Below are 24,663 nucleotides of genomic sequence, written 5' to 3' on the forward strand. Positions count from 1 at the left end.
GACCACCGCTGTCGCGAACGGGAGCCGGGCCGCCCGTCCTCACCCGGAACCTGCGCCCCCTCCGGTGCGGGGCTAGGGTCGTGGCCGTCCCGCGAGATCACCCGTGGAGGGATCATGAGCCTCGAACGACCCGTCGCTCCCGACCCGTACTCGCTGCTGCCGTCCGTGCCCTCGTTCGCGCTGACGTCGACCGACGTCCGCGACGGCGGACAGCTGGGGCGGGCGCAGGTCTTCGAGGGCGGGAACACCTCTCCGCAGCTGAGCTGGGAGGGCTTCCCCGAGGGGACGAAGAGCTTCGTCGTCACCTGCTACGACCCGGACGCCCCGACGCCGTCCGGCTTCTGGCACTGGGTCGCGGTGAACCTGCCCGTCGGCACCACCGAGCTGCCCGCCGGTGCGGGTGCGGGCGACGAGTCCCTGCCGGGCGCGGCCTTCCACGTGCGCAACGACTACGGCACCCGCGCGTTCGGCGGTGCCGCGCCGCCGCCCGGCGACCACCCGCACCGCTACTACTTCGCGGTGCACGCCGTGGACGTGGAGGCGCTGGACGTGGACGGCGACGCCTCGCCCGCCGTGGTGAGCTTCACCCTCGCCTTCCACACGCTCGCCCGCGCGCTGCTGGTCGGCACCCACGCGCGCTGAAACCACCCGCGAGAACGGGAATTGCGACGCCGTTCCGCCCGTTGGTCGAGGAGAGGACTCTCAACCGACAGGCGGGACGGCACCGTGGGCAAGCACTTCGACCTCGTGATCATCGGCACCGGTTCGGGGAACTCGATCCTCGACGAGCGGTTCGCCGGGTGGAAGGTCGCGATGGTGGAGAAGGGCGTCTTCGGCGGCACCTGCCTCAACGTCGGGTGCATCCCGACGAAGATGTTCGTGCACGCGGCCGACCTCGCGTCCACGCCCGCCGCGAGCGCGCGGCTCGGCGTCGACTCCCACCTCGACGGGGTGCGCTGGACGGACGTGCGGGACCGGATCTTCGGCCGCATCGACCCGATCGCCGAGGGCGGGCGCCGCTGGCGTGCCGAGGAGAACGCGAACGTGACGGTCTACGAGGGCACGGCGCGGTTCACCGGCCCCAAGACCCTGGACACGGGCACCGGCGAGACCATCACCGCCGACCGGTTCGTGCTGGCCGCGGGCAGCCGCCCGATCGCGCCGGACGTCGCGGACCTGGAGACGGTCGACCACCACACCAGCGACACGATCATGCGGCTCGACGAGCTGCCGAAGCGTCTGCTGATCCTGGGCAGCGGGTTCGTCGCGACCGAGTTCGCGCACGTGTTCTCGTCGTTCGGCGTGGCCGTCACGGTGATCGCGCGCTCGGACCTGCTCCTGCGCTCCGAGGACCGCGAGATCGCCGAGCGCTTCACCTCGATCGCCTCGGGCAAGTGGGACGTGCGGTTGCGCCGCAAGGCGGTGCGCGCCGAGCGCGTCGACGGCGTGGTGCGGCTGCACCTGGAGGGCCCGGACGGCGCGGAGGTCGTGGAGGGCGACGAGCTGCTCGTGGCCGTGGGCCGCCGCCCCAACACGGACCTGCTCGACGCCGCGGCGGCGGGCCTCGACGTCCACCCCGACGGCCGGATCGTCGTCGACGAGCACCAGCGGACGTCCGTGGAGGGCGTCTACGCCCTGGGCGACATCAGCTCCGAGCACCAGCTCAAGCACGTGGCCAACCACGAGGCGAAGGTCGTGCAGCACAACCTGCTGCACCCGGACGAGCCGATCGCCTCGGACCACCGCTTCGTGCCGTCGGCCGTGTTCTCCTCGCCGCAGATCGCCTCCGTCGGGCTCACCGAGGAGCAGGCGGTCGAGCGGGGCGTGCGGTTCGTGTCGGCGAGCCAGGCGTACGCGTCGATCGCCTACGGCTGGGCGATGGAGGACACGACGGGCTTCGCGAAGCTGCTCGCCGACCCGGAGACGGGTCAGCTGATCGGGGCGCACGTCATCGGCCCGCAGGCGCCGACGGTGATCCAGCCGGTGGTGCAGGCGATGAGCTTCGGCCTGGACGCCCGCTCGATGGCGAGGGGCCAGTACTGGATCCACCCGGCCATGCCGGAGCTGATCGAGAACGCCCTGCTGAACCTCCCCCTCGACTGAGGGGCGCACACGACGGCGGCCGTCGCCCGGAGGGGCGGCGGCCGCCGTCGCATGCGGTCAGACGGTGCGGGGGCGGGAGGCGATCACACCGAGCCCGGTCAGCGCGAGCACGACCACCAGCAGCAGGAGCACGGACACGGTCCACGCTCCGGTGGCGTCGCGCAGCAGGCCGAAGGTGAACGGGCCGATCGCGGAGATCAGGTAGCCGACGCTCTGCGCCATCGCGGACAGCCGTGCGGTGTCCGCGCCGGAGACCGTGCGCAGCGAGATGATGACCAGGGCCAGCGGGAACATGCCCAGGCCGATGCCGACGAGCACGACCCAGAGGCCGGGGGCGGCGGCGGGGGCGAGCGCCAGTCCCGTCACACCGGCGGCGGTCAGCGAGCCGAGGGCGAGCACCAGGCCGGTCTGGCTGCTCCAGCGGGTCGCCAGCGGCGGCACGATCAGGCTGACCGGGACGCCCAGCACCATCGTGACCGCGAGGAGCAGTCCGGCGGTGGTGCGGTCGACCCCGGCGTCGCCGAGGATCTGCGGCAGCCAGCTCATGACGGTGTAGGCGAGCAGGGACTGCAGGCCGAAGAACACGGTGATGACCCAGGCGAGCCGGCTGCGCAGCATCGAGCGGCGGGGCTCGGCGCGGGTGCCGGGGACGGTGCGGGTGCCGACGCCGTGACGGGCCGCGCCGATCCAGACCAGCAGCGCGGCGAGCGACAGCAGCGCCCACGCGCCCACGGCTGCGCGCCACGAGCCGAAGAACGCCTCCAGCGGCGGGGTGAACGCGGCGCCGAGCGCGCCACCGGCGGCCAGGGCCGCGGTGTAGACGCCGGTGATCAGTCCGACCCTGCCGGGGAAGGAGTCCTTCACCACGACGGGGATCAGCACGTTGCAGACGGCGATCCCGGCGCAGGCGACGAACGTGCCGCCGAGGACGGCGGCCGGGCCGTCCAGCACCCGGAGCACGAGGCCGAGGGTGAGCACGGCGAGCGATCCGCCGACCGCGCGGGCCATGCCGAAGCGTCGTCCGAGCCACGGCGAGGCGAACGCGGCGAGGCCGAAGCACAGGGACGGCACGGCGGTGACGGCGCTGGTCCACGCGGCGGAGACGCCGAGGGAGGAGCGCACGTCGCCGAGGACGGAGGCGAGCCCGGTGACGGCGGGCCGCAGGTTCGTCGCGGCGAGGGCGACACCGATCGCGAGGAGGGTGCTGCCCACGAGGGCGGCGTGCCGACTGCGGAAGACCGGCTGAACGGCGCCCTCGTTCTGGAGCGCTTCGGCGGCGAACCCGTGCTCCGAACCCGTCACCGTCGCCACGCGATCGGTGGCAGGCTGAGCGGTCGACGGTGTCGGATTCGGTTCTGTCCGCTGGATCATCACCGGGCTACTGTCGCAGACATAGGATGTTCGGATGAAGGGATGCCGCTGTGCCGTTGGCCACTACTCGGCGCGCAGGGCTGGTCGACCAGGTGATCGAGCAGATGCGAGCCGCGATCACGGGCGGTGAGTGGCCGGTGGGACAGCGCATCCCACCGGAGCCGGAACTGGTCACCGCGCTCGGCGTGGGTCGTAACACCGTGCGCGAGGCCGTCCGCGCGCTCTCGCACGCGGGCCTGCTGGAGGTCCGTCAGGGCGACGGCACCTTCGTGCGCGCCACCAGCGAGATCTCCGGCGCGGTCAGGCGGATGTGCGGCACCGAGCTGCGCGACGTGCTCCAGGTCCGCCGCACGCTGGAGGTCGAGGGCGCCCGGCTCGCCGCCCAGCACCGCACCGACGACGACCTCGCCCGGCTGGGCGCGCTGCTCACCGCCCGCGACTCCGCGCTCGACGACGAGCGCTGGGACGACCTGGTCGAGCACGACACGGCGTTCCACGTGCTGCTCGTGCAGTGCTCGCACAACGCGCTGCTGGCGGAGCTGTACCAGGGCCTCACCGAGGCGGTGCGGGCCAGCATCACCGCCACCGTCGAGACCACCAACGCCGCCCACCACGTGTCCCACACCCCGCTGCTGGACGCGGTGCGCGACCGCGACGCGGAGCGGGCCGCCGTGGAGGCGGGCGGCTTCCTGGAGGAACTGCTGGAACGGCACTCCGAGCGGGGCTGACCGCCCGCACCGAGCGGACAGCGGTCAGGAGGCGACCGCGGTCCCCCCTACGCTCGTGCGGTGACGACGCAGGTGCTGACCACGCGGGTGCTCAACCGGACGCTGCTGCGGCGGCAACTGCTGCTGGAGCGCCGGGACGTGCCGGTCGGTGACGCCGTGGAGCTGCTCGTCGGGCTCCAGGCGCAGACGACGAACTCGCCGTACCTGGCGCTGTGGTCGCGGCTGCGCGACTTCGCCCCCGACGCGCTGAGCGAGCTGCTCCTGAACCGCACGGCGGTGCGCACCCACCTGATGCGCGGCACGCTGCACCTCGTCTCGGCGGCGGACCTGGCACGTCTGCGGCCGGTGCTGCAACCCGTGCTCACGGCCGCGCTGCGCGCGGTGCACGCCCGCGGGTTCCCGGACGTCGACCTCGACGAGTACGTGGCCGCCGCGCGCGAGCTGGCGACCACCGGCGGCCGGACCGCCGCCGAGTTCGGCGAGCACGCGCACGCCCGGTGGCCCGGCCACGACGCGCGCCGCCTGAGCACCGCGCTCCCCTTCGCCGTTCCGCTCGTGCAGACCCCGCCGCGCGGCGTGTGGGGTCGCGGCGGGCGGGTGGCGTGGACCCCCGCGGCGCACTGGCTCGGGACCGACGTCCCGGACGAGGGCGACACCGGGGCGGTGATCTCGCGCTACCTGGCGGTGTTCGGCCCCGCGACGGTCGCGGACGTCGGGCGGTGGTCGCGGCTGACCGGACTGCGCGAGCACGTCGAGGAGATGAGGCCCGCCCTGCGCGTCTTCCGGGACGAGCGGGGCCGCGAGCTGCTCGACGTGCCCGACGGGCCGATCGAGGACGCCGACGCGCCCGCCCCGCCGCGCTTCCTGCCGGAGTTCGACAACGTGCTGCTCTCGCACGCCGACCGCACCCGGATCGTGTCCGACGAGCACCGCGCGATCTGGGGAGCGGGCAAGAACGGGCTGTTCCCCGCGTCGTTCCTCGTCGACGGGTTCCTGCGCGGCGCGTGGCGGGTGGAGCGGGACCGGGACGTCGCGACGCTGGTGCTCACGCCGTGGAGCGCGCTGTCCGCGCCGCACGAGGCGGCGCTGCGCGAGGAGGGCGCGCGGCTGCTGCGCTTCACGGCGCCGGACGCGGAGCACGCGATGCGCGTCACGCCGTGTCCCTGATGTCCCAGCAGGAGCGCAGCGCGCCCAGCACGGCCGTGATCGCCGGGCGGCGGCTCGCGCGGGAGCGCCAGATCGCGAACACCCGGCGGGTCGGCGTGGGACGCAGCGGCACGACCCGCACGCTCGGCGGCAGCGCACCGCGCCCGAGCCGGGGCAGCAGGCCGACGCCGACGCCGCGCGCCAGCAGCGCGAGCTGCGTCTGGTACTCGCCCACCCGGTGGGCGAGGTCGGGTTCGACGCCCACCTCGCGGAAGGTGTTCATCAGCCAGCTGTGGCAGACCGTGCCGGGCGGCTGGCACACCCAGCGCTCGCCCGCGAGGTCGGTGGGTGTGAGTTCGGCGCGGTCGGCCAGCCGGTGCGTCACCGGCAGCACCAGTTCGGCGACGTCCTCACCGATCTCGCGCCGGCACAGCGACTCCGGCGCGGCCAGCGGCGCGTTGTGCCAGTCGTGCACGACCGCCAGGTCCAGCTCTCCCCTGGCCACCGCCTCGATCGCCTCCGGCGGGTCGATCTCGACCGTGCGCAGGTCCAGCGCGGGGTGACCGGTGGCCAGTTCCACGAGCACGCTGGGCAGCAGGCCGCGCGCCGCCGTGGCGAAGGCGCCGATGGACAGCTCCCCCACGGCCGCGCCGCGCTGCTCCTCCAGGGTGACCTCCGCCTCCTCCACGAGGGCCAGCACCTCACCGGCGGTGCGCGCGAGCTGGAACGCCGCGTCGGTCAGGGCCACGCCTCGGCCGCGCCGCTCCAGCAGGGTCGTGCGGGTCTCCCGCTCCAGCTTGGCGATCTGCTGCGACACGGCGGAGGGGGTGAACCCGAGTGCCGACGCCGCCGCGCCGACCGATCCGTGCGACGCGACCGCGTGCAGCGCGCGCAACCTGCCGAGATCAAGCATGAAGCGATCCTAAACCCGACGGTGAAGAACCTTTCACTGGTGCTAAACGATTCCACTTCGCAGACTCCTCTCGTGAAACCTCGTCACGCCGCCCTCGCGGTCGCCGTCGCCGCCGTGTGGGGCGTTGCCTTCGTCATGATCGAAGTGGGTCTGCGCAGCTTCCCGCCCCTGCTGTTCTCCTGCCTGCGCTTCGCCGTCGCCGCCGTGCCCGCGCTGCTGTTCCTCGGCGGTCCCCGCGTCGCCTGGCGCTGGGTGTTCGCCGTCGGGCTGGTGCTGGGCGTGGCCAAGTTCGGCCTGGAGTTCACCAGCATGAGCACCGGGATGCCCGCCGGGCTGTCGTCGCTGGTGCTCCAGTGCCAGGTGATCTTCACCGTGCTGATCGCGACCGTCGTGCTGCGGGAACGCCCCCGCCCCGCCCAGGTCGGCGGCATCGCCGTCGCCGCGGTGGGCATCGCGCTCATCGCCGTGGACCACGGCCTGCACGGGCCGTTCACCGCGTTCGGCCTGATGATCGCCGCAGGAGCCTGCTGGGGGCTCTCCAACGTCATCACCCGGTACGCGAGCCCGCCGGACGCGTTGCGGTTCGTGGTGTGGGTCAGCGCTGTCGCGGTGCTGCCGCTGCTCGCGCTCTCGCTCCTGGTCGAGGGGCCCGGCGCGATCGTCGTGGCGCTGAGCTCGCTGAGCTGGACCGGCGCGTCGGCCGTGGCCTACGTCGCGTGGGGCGCGACGCTGTTCGGGTTCGGCGCGTGGGGGTTCCTGCTGCGCACCTACGACACGGGCACGGTCGCGCCGTTCTCCCTGCTGGTGCCGGTGACCGGGATGCTGTCGGCGTGGCTGGTGCTCGGCGAGGCGCTGACCCCGCTGCGCTGCGCCGCCGGTGCGCTGATCGTCGCGGGCACGGCGGCGACGGTCCTCACACCGCGGGCGGCGCACCGGGTGGCAGCACCCGCAGCCCCCGAGGCGCACCCCGTTCCAGCAGCCTGAGCAGTGCGCCCGTGTCCAGGTGCTCGGCCACCAGGTCGCCGAGCAGGTCGAGCTGCGCGGCGCGGGCCGCGGCGAAGCTGACGTCCCCGGCGGGGCGGAAGCCGTCGCGCCCGGCGCGCAGCGCGGCCCAGCGCAGGAACTCCGCGCGGAAGCCGTCGTTCTCCAGCACGCCGTGCCAGTGCGTGCCGGCCACGTGGTCGGTCAGCGCGCCCTCGCCGCCGCCCTCCGCCAGCGTCAGCAGGGGCGCGAGCCCGTCGTCGCGGCGCACCACGCGCCCGTGGTGGATCTCGTAGCCGGTGACGGGCTCGCCGAAGCCGGTGCCGGTCGGGTGGTGCAGCACCTTGTCCGGCTCGAACCGCACGTCCACGCCCAGCAGCCCCAGGCCCCTCACCTCGCCCGCGCGGGACTCGACCGCGTCGTCGATCCGCTCGCCGAGCATCTGGAAACCGCCGCACACCCCGAGCACCGGCAGCCCGCGCGCGACGTGCGCCACGACCGCGTCGGCCAGGCCGGTGGACCGCAGCCACGCCAGGTCCTCGACGGTGGCCTTGGAACCGGGCAGCACCACCAGGTCGGCGTCGGCCAGCCGCGACGGTTCGGTCACGAACCGCACCGACACGCCCGGCTCGCAGGCCAGCGCCTCCACGTCGGTGGCGTTGGAGATGCGCGGCAGCCGCACCACGGCCACCCGCAGCCACTGCTCGCCCACCGGGGGCAGCGGACGCCCGACGACGCCGTCCGCGGTGTAGGACAGCGAGTCCTCCGCGTCGAGCCACAGCTCCTCCCGCCACGGCAGCACGCCGTGCACCGGACGGCCGGTGAGCGCCTCGATCTGCCGCAGTCCCGGCGCGAGCAGGGCGGGGTCACCGCGGAACTTGTTGATCACGAAACCGCAGATCAGGGCCTGGTCGGCGGCGTCGAGCAGCGCCAGCGTGCCGAACAGGTGCGCGAACACGCCACCCCGGTCGATGTCGCCGACGACGATCACCGGCAGCCCGGCCGCCACGGCGAGGCCCATGTTCGCGATGTCGTTCGCGCGCAGGTTGATCTCGGCCGGCGACCCGGCCCCCTCGCAGATCACGACCTCGTGGTCCGCGCGCAGGTCGTCCAGGGTCGTGAGGACCGTGCGGAACAGCTCGGCCTTGCGCTCCCGGTAGGACAGCGCCGACACCTCGCCGATCGCGCGCCCCAGCACGACGACCTGCGAACTGCGGTCACCACCCGGCTTGAGCAGCACGGGGTTGAACCGGACGCTCGGCTCCAGGCCGCACGCCGCGGCCTGCACCGCCTGAGCGCGGCCGATCTCCCCGCCGTCGTGCGTCACGACCGAGTTGTTGGACATGTTCTGCGCCTTGAAGGGCGCGACCCGGACCCCCCTGCGCGCCAGCCAGCGGCAGATGCCGGCCACCAGGACGCTCTTGCCCGCGTCCGAGGTGGTTCCGGCGACCAGCAGTGCTCCGCCCACGACCGAAGTCCTCCTCCCGCCCGCTCCCGGCTGCCATCATCCAGGTCATGTCCGTCTCACCCCCCACCGCCGTCCTCGTGCACAGCCCGTTCCTCGGCCCGGCCAGTCTGCGGCCGCTGGCCGACGCGCTCGGCGCGCGCGGCTGCCCGGCGCTGCTGCTGGACCTGCGGGTGACGGTCAACGCGGCGCCGGTCACCCAGCGGCTCATCGGCGTGTTCGCCGACGCCGTGGAGGACTCGCTCGTGCAGGGGCCGCTGGTGCTCGTCGGCCACAGCGGCGCGGGGCCGCTGCTGCCGGGGCTCGCCGACAGCCTGGAGCGGGACGTCACCGGCCTGGTCCTGCTCGACTCCGTGCTGCCCACGCCCGGCCGCGCCTGGCGCGACACGGCGCCCCCGGAGCTGACGGCGCACCTGAGGAAGATCTCCGGCGACGGGAGGCTGCCGCGCTGGGACCGCTGGTTCGACACCGACCCGATGGCCGAACTGGTGGCCGACGCCGCGCTGCGCGAGCAGATCGTCGACGAGGCTCCCGAGGTGCCGCTCGCGTTCCTCAAGGAGGCGCGTCCGTCGGCGGCCTGGTCGGGGCACAGCGGGTACGTCCAGCTCAGCGACCACTACAGCGCTGACGCCGACGAGGCCGAGCGCGCGGGGTACCGCGTGGAGCGCCTCGCGGGCGACCACCTGTGGCCGGCCACCCACCCGGCCGAGGTCGCGGACGCGCTGCTGCGCGTGCTCCCGGCCGGGTGAGCGGGGTCGTCAGCAGACGGTGAGGACCTCCGCGCCGGTGTCGGTCACCACGAGGGTGTGCTCGAACTGTGCGGTCCACTTCTTGTCCTTGGTGGTGACGGTCCACCCGTCGTCCCAGATGTCGTGCTCGATCGTGCCGAGGGTGATCATCGGCTCGATCGTGAAGGTCATGCCGGGCTCGATGACGGTGGGGACGCTCGGCTCGTCGTAGTGCAGCACCACGAGGCCGCTGTGGAACGTGCGGCCGATGCCGTGACCGGTGAAGTCCCGGACCACGCCGTAGCCGAAGCGGTTGGCGTACGCCTCGATGACCCGGCCGACCACGTTGAGCTGGCGGCCCGGCTTCACCGCCTTGATGGCGCGCATCGTCGCCTCGTGCGTGCGCTCGACCAGCAGCCGGTTCTCCTCGCTCACGTTCCCCGCGAGGAACGTGGCGTTGGTGTCGCCGTGCACACCGCCGACGTAGGCGGTGACGTCGATGTTGACGATGTCGCCGTCCTGCACCACCGTCGAGTCGGGGATGCCGTGGCAGATGACCTCGTTGAGCGAGGTGCAGCACGACTTGGGGAAGTTCCGGTAGCCCAGCGTCGACGGGTACGCGCCGTTGTCGCAGAGGAACTCGTGCGCCACCGCGTCGATCTCGTCGGTGGTCACGCCCGGCGCGACGACCTTGCCGGCCTCCTGGAGGGCCTGCGCGGCGAGGCGTCCCGCGACGCGCATCGCCTCGATCACCTCGGGCGGCTGCACCCACGGGTCGGTGCTGCGCTGCGGCGCGGGCCGGTCGACGTACTCGGGCCGGGTGATGGTGGACGGCACGGGACGGCGGGACGAGATCTGGCCTGGTTGCAGAGCAGCACGAACGGACATGCCCCCCAGGTTACGGCGCGCTCCCGACGCCCCGGCGACGCGGGGCGCGCCTCACCCGGCGGCGCGGAGGAACCGTCCGGTGGCCTCCACCGCGGGCACGGAGGTGTTGCCGCTCAGCACCAGCGTCGCGAACGCCAGGTCGCCCCGGTAGCCGACGAACCAGCCGTGGGAGTTCACACCGTCGCCGAACTGGGCCGTGCCGGTCTTGCCCCGCACGTCCCCGAGGTCCTTGAGGCTCGCCGCGGTGCCCGTCTCGACGACCTCCCGCATCATCGCCCGCACCGGGTCGAGCACCTCGGGGGCGACGGCGGCGGGCGCACCGGACGCCGACGTCGTCTCCCTGCCGCGCAGCAGCGCGGGCGTCGGCACGGTGCCGCGCGCGACCGACGCGGCCACCAGCGCCATGCCGAACGGGCTGGCCAGCACCTTGCCCTGCCCGATGCCGTCCTCCGCGCGCTCCACCACGTCCTCGGCCGGCGGCACGGAACCGGTGATGGTGGTGATGCCCTGCACGTCGAAGTCCGCGCCCAGCCCGAGCTTCGCGGAGGTCGCGGTCAGCGCGTCGGCGGGCAGCGCGGCCGCGAGCTCGGAGAACGTGGTGTTGCAGGAGAACGCGAACGCGCTGTGCAGCGGGATCGTGCCCTTGTCGAACTCGCGGTCGTTGGGCACGATCCGGCGGCCGTCGATCGTGGTCTTGGCGGGGCACCCGACCGGGGCGTCCGCCGTGGTGGTGCCGTTCTCCAGGGCCGACGCCGCCGTGACGATCTTGAACGTCGAGCCGGGCGGGAACTGCCCGGACAGCGAGATCGGGCCCTGCTCGTCGGCCGCCGCGTTCTGCGCCACGGCCAGCACGTCACCGGTCGAGGGCTGGAGCGCCACCAGCACCGCCGCCTCCCGCACCGGCTCCAGGGCGTCCTCCGCGGCGGTCTGCACCGCGCGGCTCAGGCTGACGTCGACGGCCTCGGCGGGCTTCGGCTGCTCCGCGTGCAGCTCCTCGACCTCGGCCCCGGCCACGTTGAGCGTGGTCACCCGGAAGCCCGACTCGCCCGCGAGGTCCTTCTCGACGAACGTGCGGATCGCCGGGAGCACCTGCGAACCGAAGCCGCGCGAGGGCGGCAGCAGGTTCGTCTGCCCGGTGAAGCTCACGCCGGGCAGCTCGTAGATCTTCGGCTTCACCGACTGGTAGTCGGCGTCGCGCAGCGCCGCGACCTGGTAGACCTGCCCCTCGGGCACGGCCTGCGCGCCCTCGGTGATCGACTGCTCGGTGATCCCGTCGTCCAGCGGGTGCAGCGCCTCCGCCAGGGTCTTCGCCACGGCGGCGAGGTCTCCGGCGTCCTTGCGGTTCAGCACGATCGACACGACCTGCTCCGGCGCCAGCAGCGGCGAGCCGTCGCGGTCGAGCACCGGCGCGGGCTGCGGCGTGATGGCGGCCAGCGCGATCGTCTGCTGCTCCGACAGCTTCGGGTGCACCACCGTGGGCGCCCAGTGCACGCGCCAGTCGTCTCCCTCGCGGCGCAGTTCCAGCGACGTCCGGTAGCTCCAGCTGCGGCCCTCGCCCAGGTCCCAGGTCAGCGTGGCGGTCGCGTCGGCCGTCGCCGCGTCGCCCGAGGCGTCGCGCACCTGGTCGACCGTCGTGGTGAGGCCCTGCGCGTCGAGCGCGGTGCGGACCTCGTCGAGCAGGGTCCTGGCGCTCGCCGCGTCGTCGGTGAGGTCGGCCGCGCCCTGCGTGTCACCGCTCGCGAGCCGTGCCAGGAAGTCGTTCGTCACCTCGGGCGGTCCCGGCCGGGACTCGAACAACCCGCAGCCGCTGATCGGGGCGACGAGCGTGAGTGCGCACAGCGCGCTGAGCAGCCTGCGAGATCCGGAGTTCGTCCGCACGGCGGCAGTATGCCCGTAGTGCCCCGCGGGCCGCCGCGGAGTCCGGCGATCCCGTCAGAACAGGACGGTGGCGTACTGCCCCACCTGCTCGAACCCGACGCGGCGGTACGCCGCGCGAGCGGCGGAGTTGAAGCTGTTGACGTACAGGCTCGCCGCGCGGCCGAAGCCCCTGATCAGGTGGTCCGCGACGGCGGCGGTGCCGGCCGTGCCGAAGCCGCGGCCACGGCGGTCCGGCCGCACCCACACGCCCTGGATCTGTCCGACCTTGCCCGAGAGGGCACCGATCTCGGCCTTGAAGACCACCTCGCCGCCCTCGAAGCGGGCGAACGCGCGGCCGCCGGCGACGAGTTCCGCGACGCGGGCGCGGTAGCTCGCGCCACCGTCCTCCGCGCAGGGGTCCACGCCGACCTCCTCGACGAACATGGAGATCGCCGCGGGCAGGTAGCGCTCCAGCTCGTCGGGCCGCACCGGGCGCACCAGCGGGTCCGGCGGCACGTCGGGGCCGCGGAACATCGCCATCAGCGGCTGGTCCTCGCGAACCTCGCGCGCCGGGCCCCAGTCCGGTCGCAACTCCTGCCACAGACCCATGACCTGCTCGGCGGGACCGACCAGCGAGGAGCACACGCGCCCGCGCCGGCGGGCCCGGTCGGCGAAGCTGCGCAGGGCAGCGGCGTTGCCGCGCAGCGGCACGAGGTTCGGGCCCGAGTAGCACAGGCCGTCGACCCTGCTGCCCCGCAGGGAGCGGTGGTCGACGGCCCACACCTCACCGCCGAGCCGCCAGGGGTCGAGCCCGGCGACCTCGACGCGGGCCGCGACCATGCAGGAGGCCACGGGGTCGCTGTTGAGCACCCCGATGACCTCCGGGAGGTCGCGTTCGTCGAGCAGTCGCGCACCGGCCAGCCTCAGCACGTGCTAAGCGTGCCAGACGAGGAACAGCCGGTGCACGACAACACCCTCCCGGCTCAACCGACGGTGACGACCGGTGCGGCGGCCGACGCGTCGTCGGGGACCTCCATGCTCTCGGCGATGCGCATGGCCTCTTCGATCAGGGTTTCCACGATCTGGTGCTCGGGCACGGTCTTGACGACCTCGCCCTTGACGAAGATCTGGCCCTTGCCGTTGCCCGAGGCCACGCCCAGGTCGGCCTCGCGGGCCTCACCGGGACCGTTGACCACGCACCCCATCACCGCCACCCGCAGCGGCACCTCCAGGCCCTCCAGACCCGCGGTGACCTGCTCGGCCAGCGTGTACACGTCGACCTGCGCCCGGCCGCACGACGGGCACGAGACGATCTCCAGCTTGCGCGGGCGCAGGTTCAGCGACTGCAGGATCTGCACCCCGACCTTGATCTCCTCCACCGGAGGAGCCGACAGCGACACCCGGATCGTGTCCCCGATGCCCTGCCGCAGCAGCGCCCCGAACGCCACCGCCGACTTGATCGTGCCCTGAAACGCCGGACCCGCCTCGGTCACACCCAGGTGCAGCGGGTAGTCGCACTGCTCGGCCAGGATCTCGTAGGCCCGCACCATCACGACGGGGTCGTTGTGCTTGACCGAGATCTTCAAGTCGTGGAAGTCGTGCTCGGCGAACAACCCCGCCTCCCACAACGCCGACTCCGCCAGCGCCTCCGGCGTGGCCTTGCCGTACTTCTTGAGCAACCGCGGGTCCAGCGACCCGGCGTTGACCCCGATCCGGATCGGCGTGCCGCGGTCCTTCGCCGCCGCCGCGATCTCCTTGACCTTGTCGTCGAACTTGCGGATGTTGCCGGGGTTCACCCGCACCGCCGCGCACCCGGCGTCGATCGCCGCGAACACGTACTTCGGCTGGAAGTGGATGTCGGCGATCACCGGGATCTGCGACTTGCGCGCGATCGCCGGCAACGCGTCCGCGTCGTCCTGCGAGGGACACGCCACCCGCACGATGTCGCACCCCGACGCCGTCAACTCCGCGATCTGCTGCAACGTCGCGTTCACGTCCGAGGTCAGCGTCGTGGTCATCGACTGCACCGACACCGGGAACTCGCTGCCCACTCCCACCTTCCCCACCATCAGCTGCCGCGTCTTGCGACGCTCGCCGAGCACCGGAGGCGGCAACGCCGGCATACCGAGCATCACGCCGTCAGTCATGGGTGGTGAACCTTCCTCGTAGAACCGCCGGGAGCGTCACTGGCCCAGCCGGATCGGGTTGACGATGTCCGCGGTCACGGTGAGGAGCGTGATCGCTCCACCGATGAAGATCACGACGTAGGTCAGCGGGAGCAGTTTGAGGTAGTTCACCGGTGCTCCCGCCGGCTTACCGCGGAGCTTCCTGATCCAGTCTCGCACCCGCTCGTACAGGTTGACGGCGATGTGACCACCGTCAAGCGGGAGCAGCGGCAGGAGGTTGAACACACCCACGAAGAAGTTCAGCCCGGCGAGCATGAGGAGGAAGACCTCCCACAGGCCGCGCTCGGCGGCGTCACCGCCGATGATGCTCGCGCCGACGACGCTGACCGGCGTCTCGGCGTCGCGCTCGGCGCCGCCGATGGCGCGGACGACGGCCGGGATCTTCTCCGGGAACTTCATCAGGCCGTGCCAGGTGTTGACGAACATGTCGCCGGTGAACCCGGTGGCCCCGACGAACGCGGTGAGCGGGTCGTACTCGAAGTTCGTGGTGAACGTGAGGCCGATGACGCCGATCTCGCGGACCTCGGTCCCGCCGCCGGTCGTGGAGACCTCCCGGCGGACCTTGGTGACGTCGACGGGGACGACGCGGGTCTCGCCGTCGCGGACGATCGTGAAGTCCGTCGGACCGTCGAGGTCGCGGGTCTTCGCGATCACGTCGGCGTTGGTGGGCGTGGAGACGCCGCCGACGGCGACGATCTCGTCACCGGCCAGCAGCCCCGCGGTCCTGGCCGGAGCCGGGTCGTCCGGGCGGCACGTCGGCCGCGACGGGTCGCTGCCCGCCGTCGAGTCCTGCACGCACTGCGCGACGTCCTCGACGACCGGGGTGCCCTTGAGGTTGGGCAGGCCCATCGTCGCGGCCATCACGTAGAGCACGATGAAACCGACGATGAAGTGGGTGATGGAGCCCGCGGACAGCACCACGACGCGCTTCCAGGTGCGCTGGTTGTAGAAGGCGCGCTTCTGGTCGTCGGGGTGCACCTCCTCCAGGGCCGTCATTCCGGTGATCTCGCAGAAACCACCGGCGGGAATCGCCTTGAGGCCGTACTCGGTCTCGCCGCGGCGGAAGGAGAACAGCTTGGGCCCGAACCCGATGAAGTACCGGGTGACCTTCATGCCGAACGCCTTGGCGGTCAGCAGGTGACCGAACTCGTGCAGTGCGATGGACACCGCGATGCCCAGCGCGAAGAGCACGACTCCGAAGACGAAGACCACTGTCAGTTCCTCCCAGATCCCGCCGGAGTGGCGATGAGTTCACGTGCTCGCGCACGTGCCCAGTCCTCGGCGGCGAGGACCTCGGCGACGTCGGAGGGCTCGGCCCGCCACTCGTCCGCCTCGTCCACGACCCGCGTGATGGTGTCGACGATCGAGGTGAACGACGTGCCTCCGGTGAGGAACACCGCGACCGCCTCCTCGTTGGCCGCGTTGTAGACCGCCGGGAGGCAACCGCCGCCGACGCCCGCCCGCCTGGCGAGTTCGACCGCGGGGAACGTCTCGTTGTCCAGCGGTTCGAACGTCCACGCGGTGGGCTCTTCGAAAGTACACGCGGGCGCGGCGCCGGGGAGGCGCTCCGGCCAGGTCAGGCCCAGCGCCAGGGGCAGTCGCATGTCCGGTGGGCTGGCCTGCGCCAGCGTCGACCCGTCCGTGAATGCCACCATCGAGTGAACGATGGACTGGGGGTGCACGACGACCTGGATGCGGTCGTAGGGGACGCCGAACAGCAGGTGCGCCTCGATCAGCTCCAGACCCTTGTTGACCAGGCTGGCGGAGTTGATCGTGATGACGGGCCCCATCGACCACGTGGGGTGGGCGAGGGCGTCGCGCGCGGTGATCCCGGCCAGCTCGGCGCGGGTGCGCCCGCGGAACGGGCCTCCGGAGGCGGTGAGGACCAGCCTCGCCACCTCGTCCGCCCGCCCGCCGCGCAGGCACTGCATCAGCGCGGAGTGCTCCGAGTCGACCGACACGATCTGACCGGGCTTCGCGGCGCGCTGCACCAGCGGCCCGCCGGCGATCAGCGACTCCTTGTTCGCCAGGGCGAGGGTCGAGCCGGTGGCCAGCGCGTGCAGCGTCGGCTCCAGCCCCCGCGAGCCGGTGACGCCGTTGAGGATCACGTCGGCGGGCGTCGAGTCGATGAGGTCGACCACGGCGGTCGGCCCGGCCAGCACCCGCGGCAGGCGGAACGCGCCGCGCTCGAAGTCCCTCTTCTGCGCCTCGGTGTAGAGGGCGAGGGTGACGTCCTCGACGGCGGTGGCCCTGGCCACGGCGACGGCGGGGACGTCGAACTCCAGCGCCTGCGCCGCCAGCAGCGCCGGGTCGGACCCGCCCGCGGCGAGACCGGCGACGGTGAACCGGTCCCGGTTGGCGCGGACGACGTCGAGCGCCTGGGTGCCGACCGAGCCGGTGGAGCCCAGGACGAGCACGGAGCGTCGCTCGCCCGCGTTCGGAGGGCTGACCTGCGGCGACGGTGTTGTCATAACTTCGGAGGTCTCCATCACGAACCATTGTCCCGGACGGACGCCGCCGAGCGTCCGGTCGGTGTCCGGATAACGGAACAGTAACGCAGGCGTGAGGTCATCTCGCTCTGGGCACTCCATCCCCGAGCAGTGCACGAAGTCACCGCGGAACCTCCGGGTGACGTTCTGGAAGGAGAGCCCCCGTGGGCATCTTGGGTTGGATTGTCCTGGGTCTTATCGCCGGTGCGATCGCCAAGGCCATCATGCCTGGCAAGGACCCCGGCGGCATCATCATCACGATGCTCCTCGGCATCGTCGGCGCGGTCATCGGCGGATTCGTCGGTCGCGCGATCTTCGGCACCGATCTGGGCACCTTCTTCGACCTCCGCACGTGGCTGCTGGCCATTCTCGGCGCGCTGATCGTGCTCGGCATCTACCGCCTCGTGACGGGCAACAGGGCACGCGCCCACTAGCCGCGTCCCCCACGAACCGAAGGCCCCGCCGATCCCCCCTCGGCGGGGTCTTCTCCGTCTCCGGGCCGTCGGCTCAGTTCGCGAGACCGGCGTCCCTGGCCAGCAGCGCCGCCTGGACCCGGTTGGTCAGGCCCAGCTTGGCCAGCAACCGGCTCACGTACGTCTTCACCGTCGCCTCGCTCATGTGCAGGCGGTGACCCACGTCGGCGTTGGACATGCCCAGCCCCAGCAGCGCCAGCACCTCGACCTCGCGGTCGGTCAGCCCCTTGACCTGCCGCATCGCCTCCTGGCGCTTCGGCTGCCCGCCCTGCGCGACCATGCCCACGACCCGGCTGGTGACCATCGGCGACAGGTACGCCTCGCCCACGTGCACCGCGCGCACGGCGCGCAGCAGCTCCTCGGGCGCGGAGTCCTTGAGCAGGAACCCGGCGGCGCCGTCGGACAGCGCCCGCACGATGTTGTCGTCCTCGCCGAACGTCGTCAGCACCACGACCCGCACGGCCGGAGCGACCACCTTCAGCTCCCGCGCGGCGGCCAGGCCGTCCGTCCTCGGCATCCGGATGTCGAGGACGGCCACGTCCACCCGACGCTCCAGGGCGATCCGCACGGCCTCGCGCCCGTCACCGGCCTCACCGACGACCTCGATGTCGTCCGCCGTGCCCAGGATGGCCTTGATACCCGCTCTCATCAGTGGTTCGTCGTCGGCGATCAGGACCCGGATCACGTTCGTTCACGCCTTCCGCAGATGGGTGTTCTTCTCGACCAGCTCGCCGTTCGCGAAGCAGAACCGGACGATCTTGTCACCCGGCGTGGTGTACGCCTGGTCGTCGGCCACGCGGTACACGCACCTCGCCCCCTCCGGCTCGGGCGCGGCATCGAGCGACAGGTCCCCGCCCAGCGGCGGCTCCTCGCCCGCCGGGAGACGGGCGAGGACCGCGGACTCGTCCTCGCCGATCCGCGCCGAGTCGAACACCTCCGGGGTGACCACGGCGGTGTAGTTCTGCGTCCCGACCCAGGTGAAGCCCCCGACGACGGCGAGCATCACGCTCCCGGCGGCGGCGATCGACCCCACTCCCGCCCACTTGCGGATGCTGGTCGGCTTCGCGCCGTCGCCGAGCGGGCGACCCGCGTCGTCGACGTCGTCGGCGTCGGCGAGCGCCGTCGCGTCGGTGTCCTCGTAGGGCAGGACGGCGGCGACCCGGAACCCGCCCGACGGCAGGGCTCCGACGTGCAGCATCCCGCCCGCGAGGCGCACCCGCTCCCCCAGTCCGATCAGGCCCACACCGGGATCGCCGGTCTGCCTGGCGCGACCGGCCGCGGCGTGGGCGGGGTTGTTGCGGACCTCCACGACCAGGGCGTCCGGCTCGTACTTCACGCTCACCCGCACGCTCGCGCCCGGCGCGTGCTTGGTCGCGTTCGTCAGCCCCTCCTGGGCGACCCGGTAGGCGGCGTGGCTGACCCGCACGGGCAGGACGCGCGGCTGGCCACCGCGCACGAGGCTCACCCCGACACCGGCCGTGCGAGCGCCCTCCACCAGGTCCTCGACGGCCTCGACCGTGCGCCTCGCCGGCTCGTCCTCGGGCTCCTCGTCGCGCCGCAGCACACCGAGCACGCCCCGCAGCTCGTCCATGGCAGTGAGCGCCGCGCCGCGCAGCACCTGCACGGCCTCCCGGTGCTTGTCGTCGAGCTCGGGGTCGAGCGCGAGCGCGCCCGCATGCACGGAGATGAGGCTGAGCCGGTGGCCGAGGCTGTCGTGCATGTCGCGGGCTATGCGGTTGCGCTCGCGCAACCGCACCTGCCGCGACAGCATGGCGCGCTCCAGCCGCATCCCCTGCTCCCGCTCCTGCACCGCCGCCACGAGCGTCGCGCGCTGCGCCGCGTACCGCCCGACCAGGAACGGGATGGCGACGGCCAGCCCGAACACCGCCACCATGAGGAACGATCCGAAGAAACCGGTGATCCCGGTCACCGCTCTCTGCCACGCGAGCATGTGCAGAGCGAGCGCGAGCACCGCCGTGATCAGCGCGCGCTGCCAGGACACGATGCGGTACCCGGCGGCGTAGCTGAGCGCGATCAGCAGCGCGACGCCGACGTGCTCGGACGACATGATGACGTAGCCCGCGGCCAGGACCGCGATGGCGGGGAACACGAGTCGCAGCAGGTAGAGGCCCACGAGGAGCGCGCCGAGGCCCACCACCAGGGGTCCGTTGGCCGGGTTCTCGGCCAGCCAGCCGGGCCGGACGTCGAACAGGACGATCACCAGGACCGCGAGGAGTTCGCGGCCGACGCGCCACGGCGTCACCGCGGCGAGCCGGGCCCGGTGCTCGGCGAAGAACGCCGCCGCCGCGGCCGGCAGCCCGGCGAGGTCCGGTACGAAGCGCTGCACGGCAGGGGTCACCGCTCCACGCTAGAAGACTCCCGACCACCGGCACTGCACCTGTTGGTCGTCGGTCCCGGCGACGAAAGTCGACCGCTCACCCTCCGGTCGATCGGGTCGGCGCGCGTGTGCGACGATTGGCGGGAAAACCGGGTCTACCAGGAAGGTCGTGGGCGGAAGTGGCCTCTTCGAAGCTGGACAAGCGTGCGAACGACCACAGTCCGGCCATCGTCGACCCCCACGACGAGCCGTCGGCGGAGTGGGGCTGGCACGGCAGTTTCCCGGTCGGGATGAAGATCGCCGGCTGGCTGTCCACCGCGTTCGTCCTCATCATGCTGATCGGCAACCACGAGGGCTTCACCGAGGACATCTGGCTCGTCGCCTTCGGCGTGGCCATGGCCGCGGGGCTGATCTACCACCAGGTGCGCAGCAAGACCTCCTGGCGCCGCTGAGTCCGACGCCGCCGCACCGTCGTCGGCGGTGCGGCGTCACGGCGCGACGCGGACGGACCGCTCCGCGAGCAGACCTCCGACGTCCGCCGCGAAGGCGAGGTTCGCCGAGCGCGCCGCGGCCAGGAGTCCAGCGCGTTCGATCGTGTGCGCCTCCGCGGCCCGGACCGCGGCGCGCACGACGTCCGGCAGTCTCGTCCGCACGTCCTCGGCGGAGACGATCGGCACCGGAAGCGGCAGCTGGCGGAACTTCGTGGAGAACTCGGCGAACACCGCGACCGGGACCTGGGCCAGTTGAGCCCAGTACGCGCCGTGGTAGGAGTTCGTCAGCAGCACTCCCGCTCCCCCGATGAACCGCACGGCCGCGCGTGCGTCGCCCGCCGCGGGCACGTCGGCGGGGTCGATGCGGTGGGGCGTGTCCCGCGCGATGACGTGGTGCTCGGGCGAGGTCGCGTTCGTGAGCACCGGCATCGTCCCGCCGAAGGTGTGCAGCGGGTCCTTGTGCGAGTAGAGGCGGACCTCGCCGGTTCGCGGTACCACCTCGTCGAACGCGGGGTGCAGAGCGCTCACGCAGGGAACCCACCGGTACCCGTCGGGAGCGTGTTCGCGCACGTCGCAGTCGCGCACGCCGACGAGGTCGAAGTGCTCCTGGTCGAGCACCGGCGGGTAGTCGAAGGCGGAGCGGGGCAGCTGGTCGAACTCGTCGGCCGCGGACGCGTAGATCCCCCGGCCGAAGTGGGTGTTGCGCCCGCCGCCCCACCAGACGAGCAACCGGGGACGCCGGGAGGCGATCCACCGGAGGTTCTCCTGGAACCCGCTGAACCCGAGACCACCGCCGCCCACGACCACCACCGCGCCGTCGAGGTCCCCCGCCCGCTCGGCGATGCCGGGACCGCCGATGTCGACGACCTCGCCGGAGGCCAGCCAGGGCAGCCCCAGTTCGGCGGCGTACCGGAGGGGGGCCGAGGCGGTGTCGCCCACCTGCTGGGGATCGGCGCGGAAGACGGCGACCACGCGCACGTCCGCACCGGACTCGTCCACCAGTCTCGACATCACCGCGCCTGTCTAGCACGACGCCGTGGCGACGCGTCCCCCGCGGACGCGCCGCCACCGCTGGCGGGATCAGACCGTCAGGACGATCTTGCCCCTGGTGCGGCCGGTCTCGCCCAGCTCGTGCGCCTTTCCGGCGTCCTCCAGGGGCAGCGTCGTCTGCACCTCGACCCGCAGCTGTCCGCGTTCGACGAGCGCGGCCAGCTCGCGCAGGCCGGCCTGGTCGGGCTCGACGAGGAACGGCGTCACCCGCAGCCCCCGCTTCGCGGCCACCTCGACCAGCTCTCCGGCCGTGCCGCTGGGCACTGCCACCAGCAGGCCGCTGGACCGCAGCACGTCCAGCGAGCGGACGCCGTTCTCCCCGCCCACGAGGTCGAGCACGACGTCCACGTCGGACACCTCGTCCTCGAACCGCGTGCTGCGGTGGTCGATCACCTCGTCGGCGCCGAGGCCGCGCACGAAGTCGTGCTTGGCGGCGCTGGCGGTGCCGATCACGTGCGCGCCGCGCGCCTTCGCGATCTGCACGGCGAGGTGGCCCACCCCGCCCGCGGCGGCGTGCACCAGCACGCGCTGCCCGGCCCGCACGTCGGCGGTGTCCACGAGCGCCTGCCAGGCGGTGAGCCCGGCCAGCGGCAGCGCGGCGGCGGCGACGTGGTCGAGCGCGGCGGGCTTGAGGGCGAAGTGCCGCGAGGGAGCGGTGACGAACTCCGCGTAGGCGGACGCCGCGCGGGGGAACCACGGCATCCCGAACACCTCGTCGCCCGGCTTCAGGGTCGTGACGCCGAACCCGGCCTCCTCGACGACACCGGACACGTCCCAGCCGACGGTGAACGGCGGTTCGCCGAGCACCCCGGCCATGCCGCCCCCGGTGCGGGTCTTCCAGTCGACGGGGTTGATCCCGGCGGCGCGCACCCGGACCAGGACCTCCGTGGGCAACGGCCGCGGCCTCTCGACCTCTCGGACCTCCAGCACTTCCGGGCCGCCGAACCGGTCCTGAACGATCGCACGCACCTGATCTCCCCTCTCTCGGAACTTCCTCCACAATCCTCGGAGACCAGGTCACATCTCGCAATCAGGCACTTAAAACTGCACTAGGTACCTGTAGGGTACTAGCCGTGACCTGCACAGATGCCGACGAAGCGCACGACGTCTACCTGAAGCAGTGCCCCTGCCGGGGCGTTCTGGACATGCTCGCCAACAAGTGGACCGCGCTGGCCGTGGGCGAGATGGAGTCCGGCCCCAAGCGCTTCGGCGAGCTGCGCCGCAAGCTGGAGGGCATCAGCCAGAAGATGCTCACCCAGACGCTGCGCACCCTGGAGCGCGACGGACTGGTGGCCCGCACCGTGTACCCCACGGTGCCGCTGCGGGTGGAGTACGCGCTGACCGATCTCGGCCGCAGCGTGACGGAGCCCCTGCGCGCGCTGCGCACGTGGTCGGTGGCCAACATCCGCAGCATCGAGGCGGCCAGGACCGACTACGACGAGAACGCCACCCGCGAGCCGTCCCCCGTCTGACGACCTCCCCGGCCGGTGGCCGGACGACTCGACACGGGGAGACCGCTCGTCCAGCGGCCTCCCCGTCCGGTCAGACCTCTTCGGCGGCGAGCTGGCCGCAGGCGGCGGCGATCTCCTGGCCGCGGGTGTCGCGCACGGTGCACGCCACCCCGGCCTCGTTGACGCGCCGCACGAACTCGCGCTCGACCGGCTTCGGCGAGGCGTCCCACTTGCTGCCCGGCGTCGGGTTCAGCGGGATGACGTTGACGTGCACGAGCTGTCCGAGGTGACGACGCAGCAGCTTGCCGAGCAGGTCGGCACGCCACGGCTGGTCGTTGATGTCGCGGATCAGCGCGTACTCGATCGAGACGCGGCGGCCGGTCCGGTCCGCGTAGCCCCTGGCGGCTTCGAGGACCTCGGCGACCTTCCACTTCGTGTTCACCGGGACGAGCGTGTCGCGCAGCTCGTCGTCCGGCGTGTGCAGCGACACCGCGAGGCGGACCTGGAGGTTCTCCTCGGTGATCTTGCGGATCGCCGGGACCAGGCCGACCGTGGACACCGTGACCGAGCGCTGCGAGATGCCCAGTCCGTCCGGCGCGGGATCGCAGATGCGGTGCACGGCCTCGATGACCCGCTTGTAGTTCGCCAGCGGCTCGCCCATGCCCATGAACACGATGTTGGACAGTCGGCCGGGGCCGCCGGGCAGCTCGCCGTCGCGCATCGACGCGGCGGCCAGCCTGACCTGGTCGACGATCTCCGCCGTGGACAGGTTGCGCTGCAACCCGCCCTGACCGGTGGCGCAGAACGGGCACGCCATCCCGCAGCCCGCCTGGCTGGAGATGCAGACCGTCGCGCGGTCGGGGTAGCGCATCAGCACGCTCTCCACGAGCGTGCCGTCGTGCGCGCGCAGCAGGGTCTTCTGGGTGGTGCCCTCGTCCGCGGTGACCTTGCGGACCTCGGTGAACAGCGGGGGCATGAGGTCGGCCACGAGCCGGTCCCGCGAGGCGGCGGGGATGTCGGTCATGGCGGCGGCGTCGGCGGTGAGCCGACCGAAGTAGTGGTTCGACAGCTGCGCGGCGCGGAACGGCTTCTCGCCGAGCGCGGCCACGGCCTCGCGGCGCTGCTCGGCGGTGAGGTCGGCCAGGTGGCGCGGCGGAAGCCCGCGCTTGGGCGCGTCGAAGACGAGGGGGAGGGCAGTCATAGCACCTTCCAGTGTCCCACGAGTCGAGCAGTGCTCCGTGCGAGCTATCACCGTTGCATCGCGATAGCTTCCGATATATCGTTAACTCGTCGCCGAACGACAGTCGTCCGGCGAGGGACACGAGGAGACACCGGATGAGGAATCGATTCGGCCGAGAGCGCGGGTTCGACGGACCCCCGAGGCCTCCCTTCGGCGGCGGATTTCCGGGCGGCTTCCCCGGCGGCGGCCCCTTCGGAAGCGGCGATCCGCGCGGCGGCTTCGGCTTTCCGGGGCGGGGCGGCCCGCACGAGCGGCACGGCCACGGCAGGGGCCGGGGTCGTCAGCGGCGCGGCAACATCCGCGCGGCGGCGCTGCTGCTGCTGGCGGAGCGCCCGATGCACGGCTACGAGATGATCCAGGAGATCGGTCAGCGCTCGGACGGCCTGTGGCGGCCCAGCCCCGGCTCGATCTACCCGACGCTGCAACTGCTGGCGGACGAGGGCCTGGTCACCTCGGTGGAGGAGGCGGGCGGCAAGAAGCTCTTCTCGCTCACCGACGCGGGCCGGGCCGAGCTGGAGAAGCTCGACCCGACACCGCCGTGGGCGCAGGTGACCGGCGAGGCCGACCCGGTGGAGCTGAAGCTGCGCGACGCGACGGGCCAGCTCTTCGTCGCGCTGCGGCAGATGGGCGAGGTCGGCACGCCCGACCAGAAGGCCAGGACGGTCGACTCCCTGAACGAGGCTCGCCGGCAGGTCTACGCGATCCTGGGCGAACTCGCCCCGAACGTCGAGGACGGCGACGACACCGACCCCGACGAGGGGTGAT

Annotated in this window: 24 protein-coding genes; 10 read left to right on the plus strand and 14 right to left on the minus strand. The window is 72.6% G+C overall.

From position 1 onward, the window contains the following. The first annotated feature begins 114 nt into the window (after positions 1–114). Both IMZ35_RS01750 and IMZ35_RS01755 read left to right on the plus strand, forming a co-directional pair. Complete coding sequence (locus IMZ35_RS01750; RefSeq protein ID WP_199439069.1) at positions 115–642, plus strand: YbhB/YbcL family Raf kinase inhibitor-like protein; 528 nt, start codon at positions 115–117, stop codon at positions 640–642. Between the two features lie 84 nt (positions 643–726). Further along, positions 727–2,103, plus strand: coding sequence for a mycothione reductase (locus IMZ35_RS01755; protein ID WP_199439070.1), 1,377 nt, complete (start codon positions 727–729; stop codon positions 2,101–2,103). Positions 2,104–2,160: 57 nt separating this feature from the next. On the opposite strand, the gene IMZ35_RS01760 is transcribed toward IMZ35_RS01755, so the two are convergent. Next, entirely contained in the window at positions 2,161–3,405 is a 1,245-nt protein-coding gene (locus IMZ35_RS01760; protein ID WP_307867660.1) for an MFS transporter, read from the minus strand. A 119-nt stretch (positions 3,406–3,524) separates the two neighbouring features. Between IMZ35_RS01760 and IMZ35_RS01765 the strand changes: the two genes are divergently transcribed. Both IMZ35_RS01765 and IMZ35_RS01770 read left to right on the plus strand, forming a co-directional pair. Next, positions 3,525–4,202, plus strand: a complete 678-nt coding sequence (locus IMZ35_RS01765) for a FadR/GntR family transcriptional regulator (protein ID WP_199439071.1) — start codon at positions 3,525–3,527, stop codon at positions 4,200–4,202. Between the two features lie 60 nt (positions 4,203–4,262). Further along, positions 4,263–5,369 (plus strand): winged helix DNA-binding domain-containing protein, encoded by a 1,107-nt coding sequence (locus IMZ35_RS01770; protein ID WP_199439072.1) that lies wholly within the window; start codon positions 4,263–4,265, stop codon positions 5,367–5,369. On the opposite strand, the gene IMZ35_RS01775 is transcribed toward IMZ35_RS01770, so the two are convergent. Further along, positions 5,353–6,261, minus strand: a complete 909-nt coding sequence (locus tag IMZ35_RS01775) for a LysR family transcriptional regulator (RefSeq protein WP_199439073.1) — start codon at positions 6,259–6,261, stop codon at positions 5,353–5,355. The genes IMZ35_RS01770 and IMZ35_RS01775 overlap by 17 nt on opposite strands. A 72-nt stretch (positions 6,262–6,333) precedes the next feature. On the opposite strand from IMZ35_RS01775, the gene IMZ35_RS01780 reads away from it, so the two are divergent. Further along, complete coding sequence (locus IMZ35_RS01780; protein WP_199439074.1) at positions 6,334–7,245, plus strand: EamA family transporter; 912 nt, start codon at positions 6,334–6,336, stop codon at positions 7,243–7,245. Here the strand turns inward: IMZ35_RS01780 and IMZ35_RS01785 are convergent. Further along, a complete protein-coding gene (locus IMZ35_RS01785) occupies positions 7,175–8,710 on the minus strand; it encodes a cobyric acid synthase (protein ID WP_199439075.1) in 1,536 nt (511 codons plus the stop codon). The genes IMZ35_RS01780 and IMZ35_RS01785 overlap by 71 nt on opposite strands. 47 nt (positions 8,711–8,757) lie before the next feature. Here IMZ35_RS01785 and IMZ35_RS01790 point away from each other — a divergent pair, with 47 nt between their 5' ends. Continuing rightward, the gene (locus IMZ35_RS01790) at positions 8,758–9,456 is read left to right on the plus strand and encodes an alpha/beta hydrolase family protein (RefSeq protein WP_199439076.1); all 699 of its coding nucleotides are present in this window, start codon (positions 8,758–8,760) and stop codon (positions 9,454–9,456) included. Between the two features lie 9 nt (positions 9,457–9,465). On the opposite strand, the gene map is transcribed toward IMZ35_RS01790, so the two are convergent. From map to dxr, 6 genes are read right to left on the minus strand one after another with little or no spacing between them, the layout of a single operon-like run. After that, on the minus strand, positions 9,466–10,323 hold the full coding sequence (gene map, locus IMZ35_RS01795; RefSeq protein ID WP_199439077.1) for a type I methionyl aminopeptidase: 858 nt from the start codon (positions 10,321–10,323) through the stop codon (positions 9,466–9,468). A gap of 51 nt (positions 10,324–10,374) precedes the next feature. After that, positions 10,375–12,201: a penicillin-binding transpeptidase domain-containing protein gene (locus IMZ35_RS01800; RefSeq protein ID WP_307867662.1), complete on the minus strand. Its 1,827-nt coding sequence runs from the start codon at positions 12,199–12,201 to the stop codon at positions 10,375–10,377. A 54-nt stretch (positions 12,202–12,255) separates the two neighbouring features. Continuing rightward, positions 12,256–13,110: a GNAT family N-acetyltransferase gene (locus tag IMZ35_RS01805; protein ID WP_199439078.1), complete on the minus strand. Its 855-nt coding sequence runs from the start codon at positions 13,108–13,110 to the stop codon at positions 12,256–12,258. Between the two features lie 53 nt (positions 13,111–13,163). Next, the gene (ispG, locus tag IMZ35_RS01810; RefSeq protein WP_199439079.1) at positions 13,164–14,327 is read right to left on the minus strand and encodes a flavodoxin-dependent (E)-4-hydroxy-3-methylbut-2-enyl-diphosphate synthase; all 1,164 of its coding nucleotides are present in this window, start codon (positions 14,325–14,327) and stop codon (positions 13,164–13,166) included. A gap of 36 nt (positions 14,328–14,363) precedes the next feature. After that, the gene (locus IMZ35_RS01815; protein WP_199439080.1) at positions 14,364–15,578 is read right to left on the minus strand and encodes a M50 family metallopeptidase; all 1,215 of its coding nucleotides are present in this window, start codon (positions 15,576–15,578) and stop codon (positions 14,364–14,366) included. Between the two features lie 2 nt (positions 15,579–15,580). After that, on the minus strand, positions 15,581–16,837 hold the full coding sequence (gene dxr / locus IMZ35_RS01820; protein ID WP_199439589.1) for a 1-deoxy-D-xylulose-5-phosphate reductoisomerase: 1,257 nt from the start codon (positions 16,835–16,837) through the stop codon (positions 15,581–15,583). A 182-nt stretch (positions 16,838–17,019) separates the two neighbouring features. Here dxr and IMZ35_RS01825 point away from each other — a divergent pair, with 182 nt between their 5' ends. After that, complete coding sequence (locus tag IMZ35_RS01825) at positions 17,020–17,289, plus strand: GlsB/YeaQ/YmgE family stress response membrane protein (RefSeq protein WP_199439081.1); 270 nt, start codon at positions 17,020–17,022, stop codon at positions 17,287–17,289. A gap of 73 nt (positions 17,290–17,362) precedes the next feature. On the opposite strand, the gene IMZ35_RS01830 is transcribed toward IMZ35_RS01825, so the two are convergent. Together IMZ35_RS01830 and IMZ35_RS01835 are read right to left on the minus strand one after the other, a co-directional pair. Then, positions 17,363–18,013 (minus strand): response regulator, encoded by a 651-nt coding sequence (locus IMZ35_RS01830; RefSeq protein WP_199439082.1) that lies wholly within the window; start codon positions 18,011–18,013, stop codon positions 17,363–17,365. Between the two features lie 6 nt (positions 18,014–18,019). Then, positions 18,020–19,687, minus strand: a complete 1,668-nt coding sequence (locus IMZ35_RS01835) for a sensor histidine kinase (RefSeq protein ID WP_199439083.1) — start codon at positions 19,685–19,687, stop codon at positions 18,020–18,022. Between the two features lie 158 nt (positions 19,688–19,845). On the opposite strand from IMZ35_RS01835, the gene IMZ35_RS01840 reads away from it, so the two are divergent. Then, positions 19,846–20,118 (plus strand): DUF2631 domain-containing protein, encoded by a 273-nt coding sequence (locus IMZ35_RS01840; protein WP_199439084.1) that lies wholly within the window; start codon positions 19,846–19,848, stop codon positions 20,116–20,118. 36 nt (positions 20,119–20,154) lie between these two features. Here IMZ35_RS01840 and IMZ35_RS01845 read toward each other — a convergent pair whose 3' ends face one another. Both IMZ35_RS01845 and IMZ35_RS01850 read right to left on the minus strand, forming a co-directional pair. After that, a complete protein-coding gene (locus IMZ35_RS01845; protein ID WP_199439085.1) occupies positions 20,155–21,168 on the minus strand; it encodes a hypothetical protein in 1,014 nt (337 codons plus the stop codon). A gap of 69 nt (positions 21,169–21,237) precedes the next feature. Next, positions 21,238–22,176, minus strand: a complete 939-nt coding sequence (locus tag IMZ35_RS01850) for an NADP-dependent oxidoreductase (RefSeq protein ID WP_199439086.1) — start codon at positions 22,174–22,176, stop codon at positions 21,238–21,240. A 176-nt stretch (positions 22,177–22,352) separates the two neighbouring features. On the opposite strand from IMZ35_RS01850, the gene IMZ35_RS01855 reads away from it, so the two are divergent. Further along, the gene (locus IMZ35_RS01855) at positions 22,353–22,679 is read left to right on the plus strand and encodes a winged helix-turn-helix transcriptional regulator (RefSeq protein WP_199439590.1); all 327 of its coding nucleotides are present in this window, start codon (positions 22,353–22,355) and stop codon (positions 22,677–22,679) included. 70 nt (positions 22,680–22,749) lie between these two features. Here IMZ35_RS01855 and rlmN read toward each other — a convergent pair whose 3' ends face one another. Further along, positions 22,750–23,859: a dual-specificity RNA methyltransferase RlmN gene (rlmN, locus tag IMZ35_RS01860; protein WP_199439087.1), complete on the minus strand. Its 1,110-nt coding sequence runs from the start codon at positions 23,857–23,859 to the stop codon at positions 22,750–22,752. Positions 23,860–23,993: 134 nt separating this feature from the next. Here rlmN and IMZ35_RS01865 point away from each other — a divergent pair, with 134 nt between their 5' ends. After that, positions 23,994–24,662 (plus strand): PadR family transcriptional regulator, encoded by a 669-nt coding sequence (locus IMZ35_RS01865; RefSeq protein WP_199439088.1) that lies wholly within the window; start codon positions 23,994–23,996, stop codon positions 24,660–24,662. The last annotated feature ends 1 nt before the right edge of the window (position 24,663 follow it).

The organism is Umezawaea beigongshangensis (assembly GCF_016464305.1).
Taxonomy (GTDB): Bacteria; Actinomycetota; Actinomycetes; order Mycobacteriales; family Pseudonocardiaceae; genus Umezawaea_A; species Umezawaea_A beigongshangensis.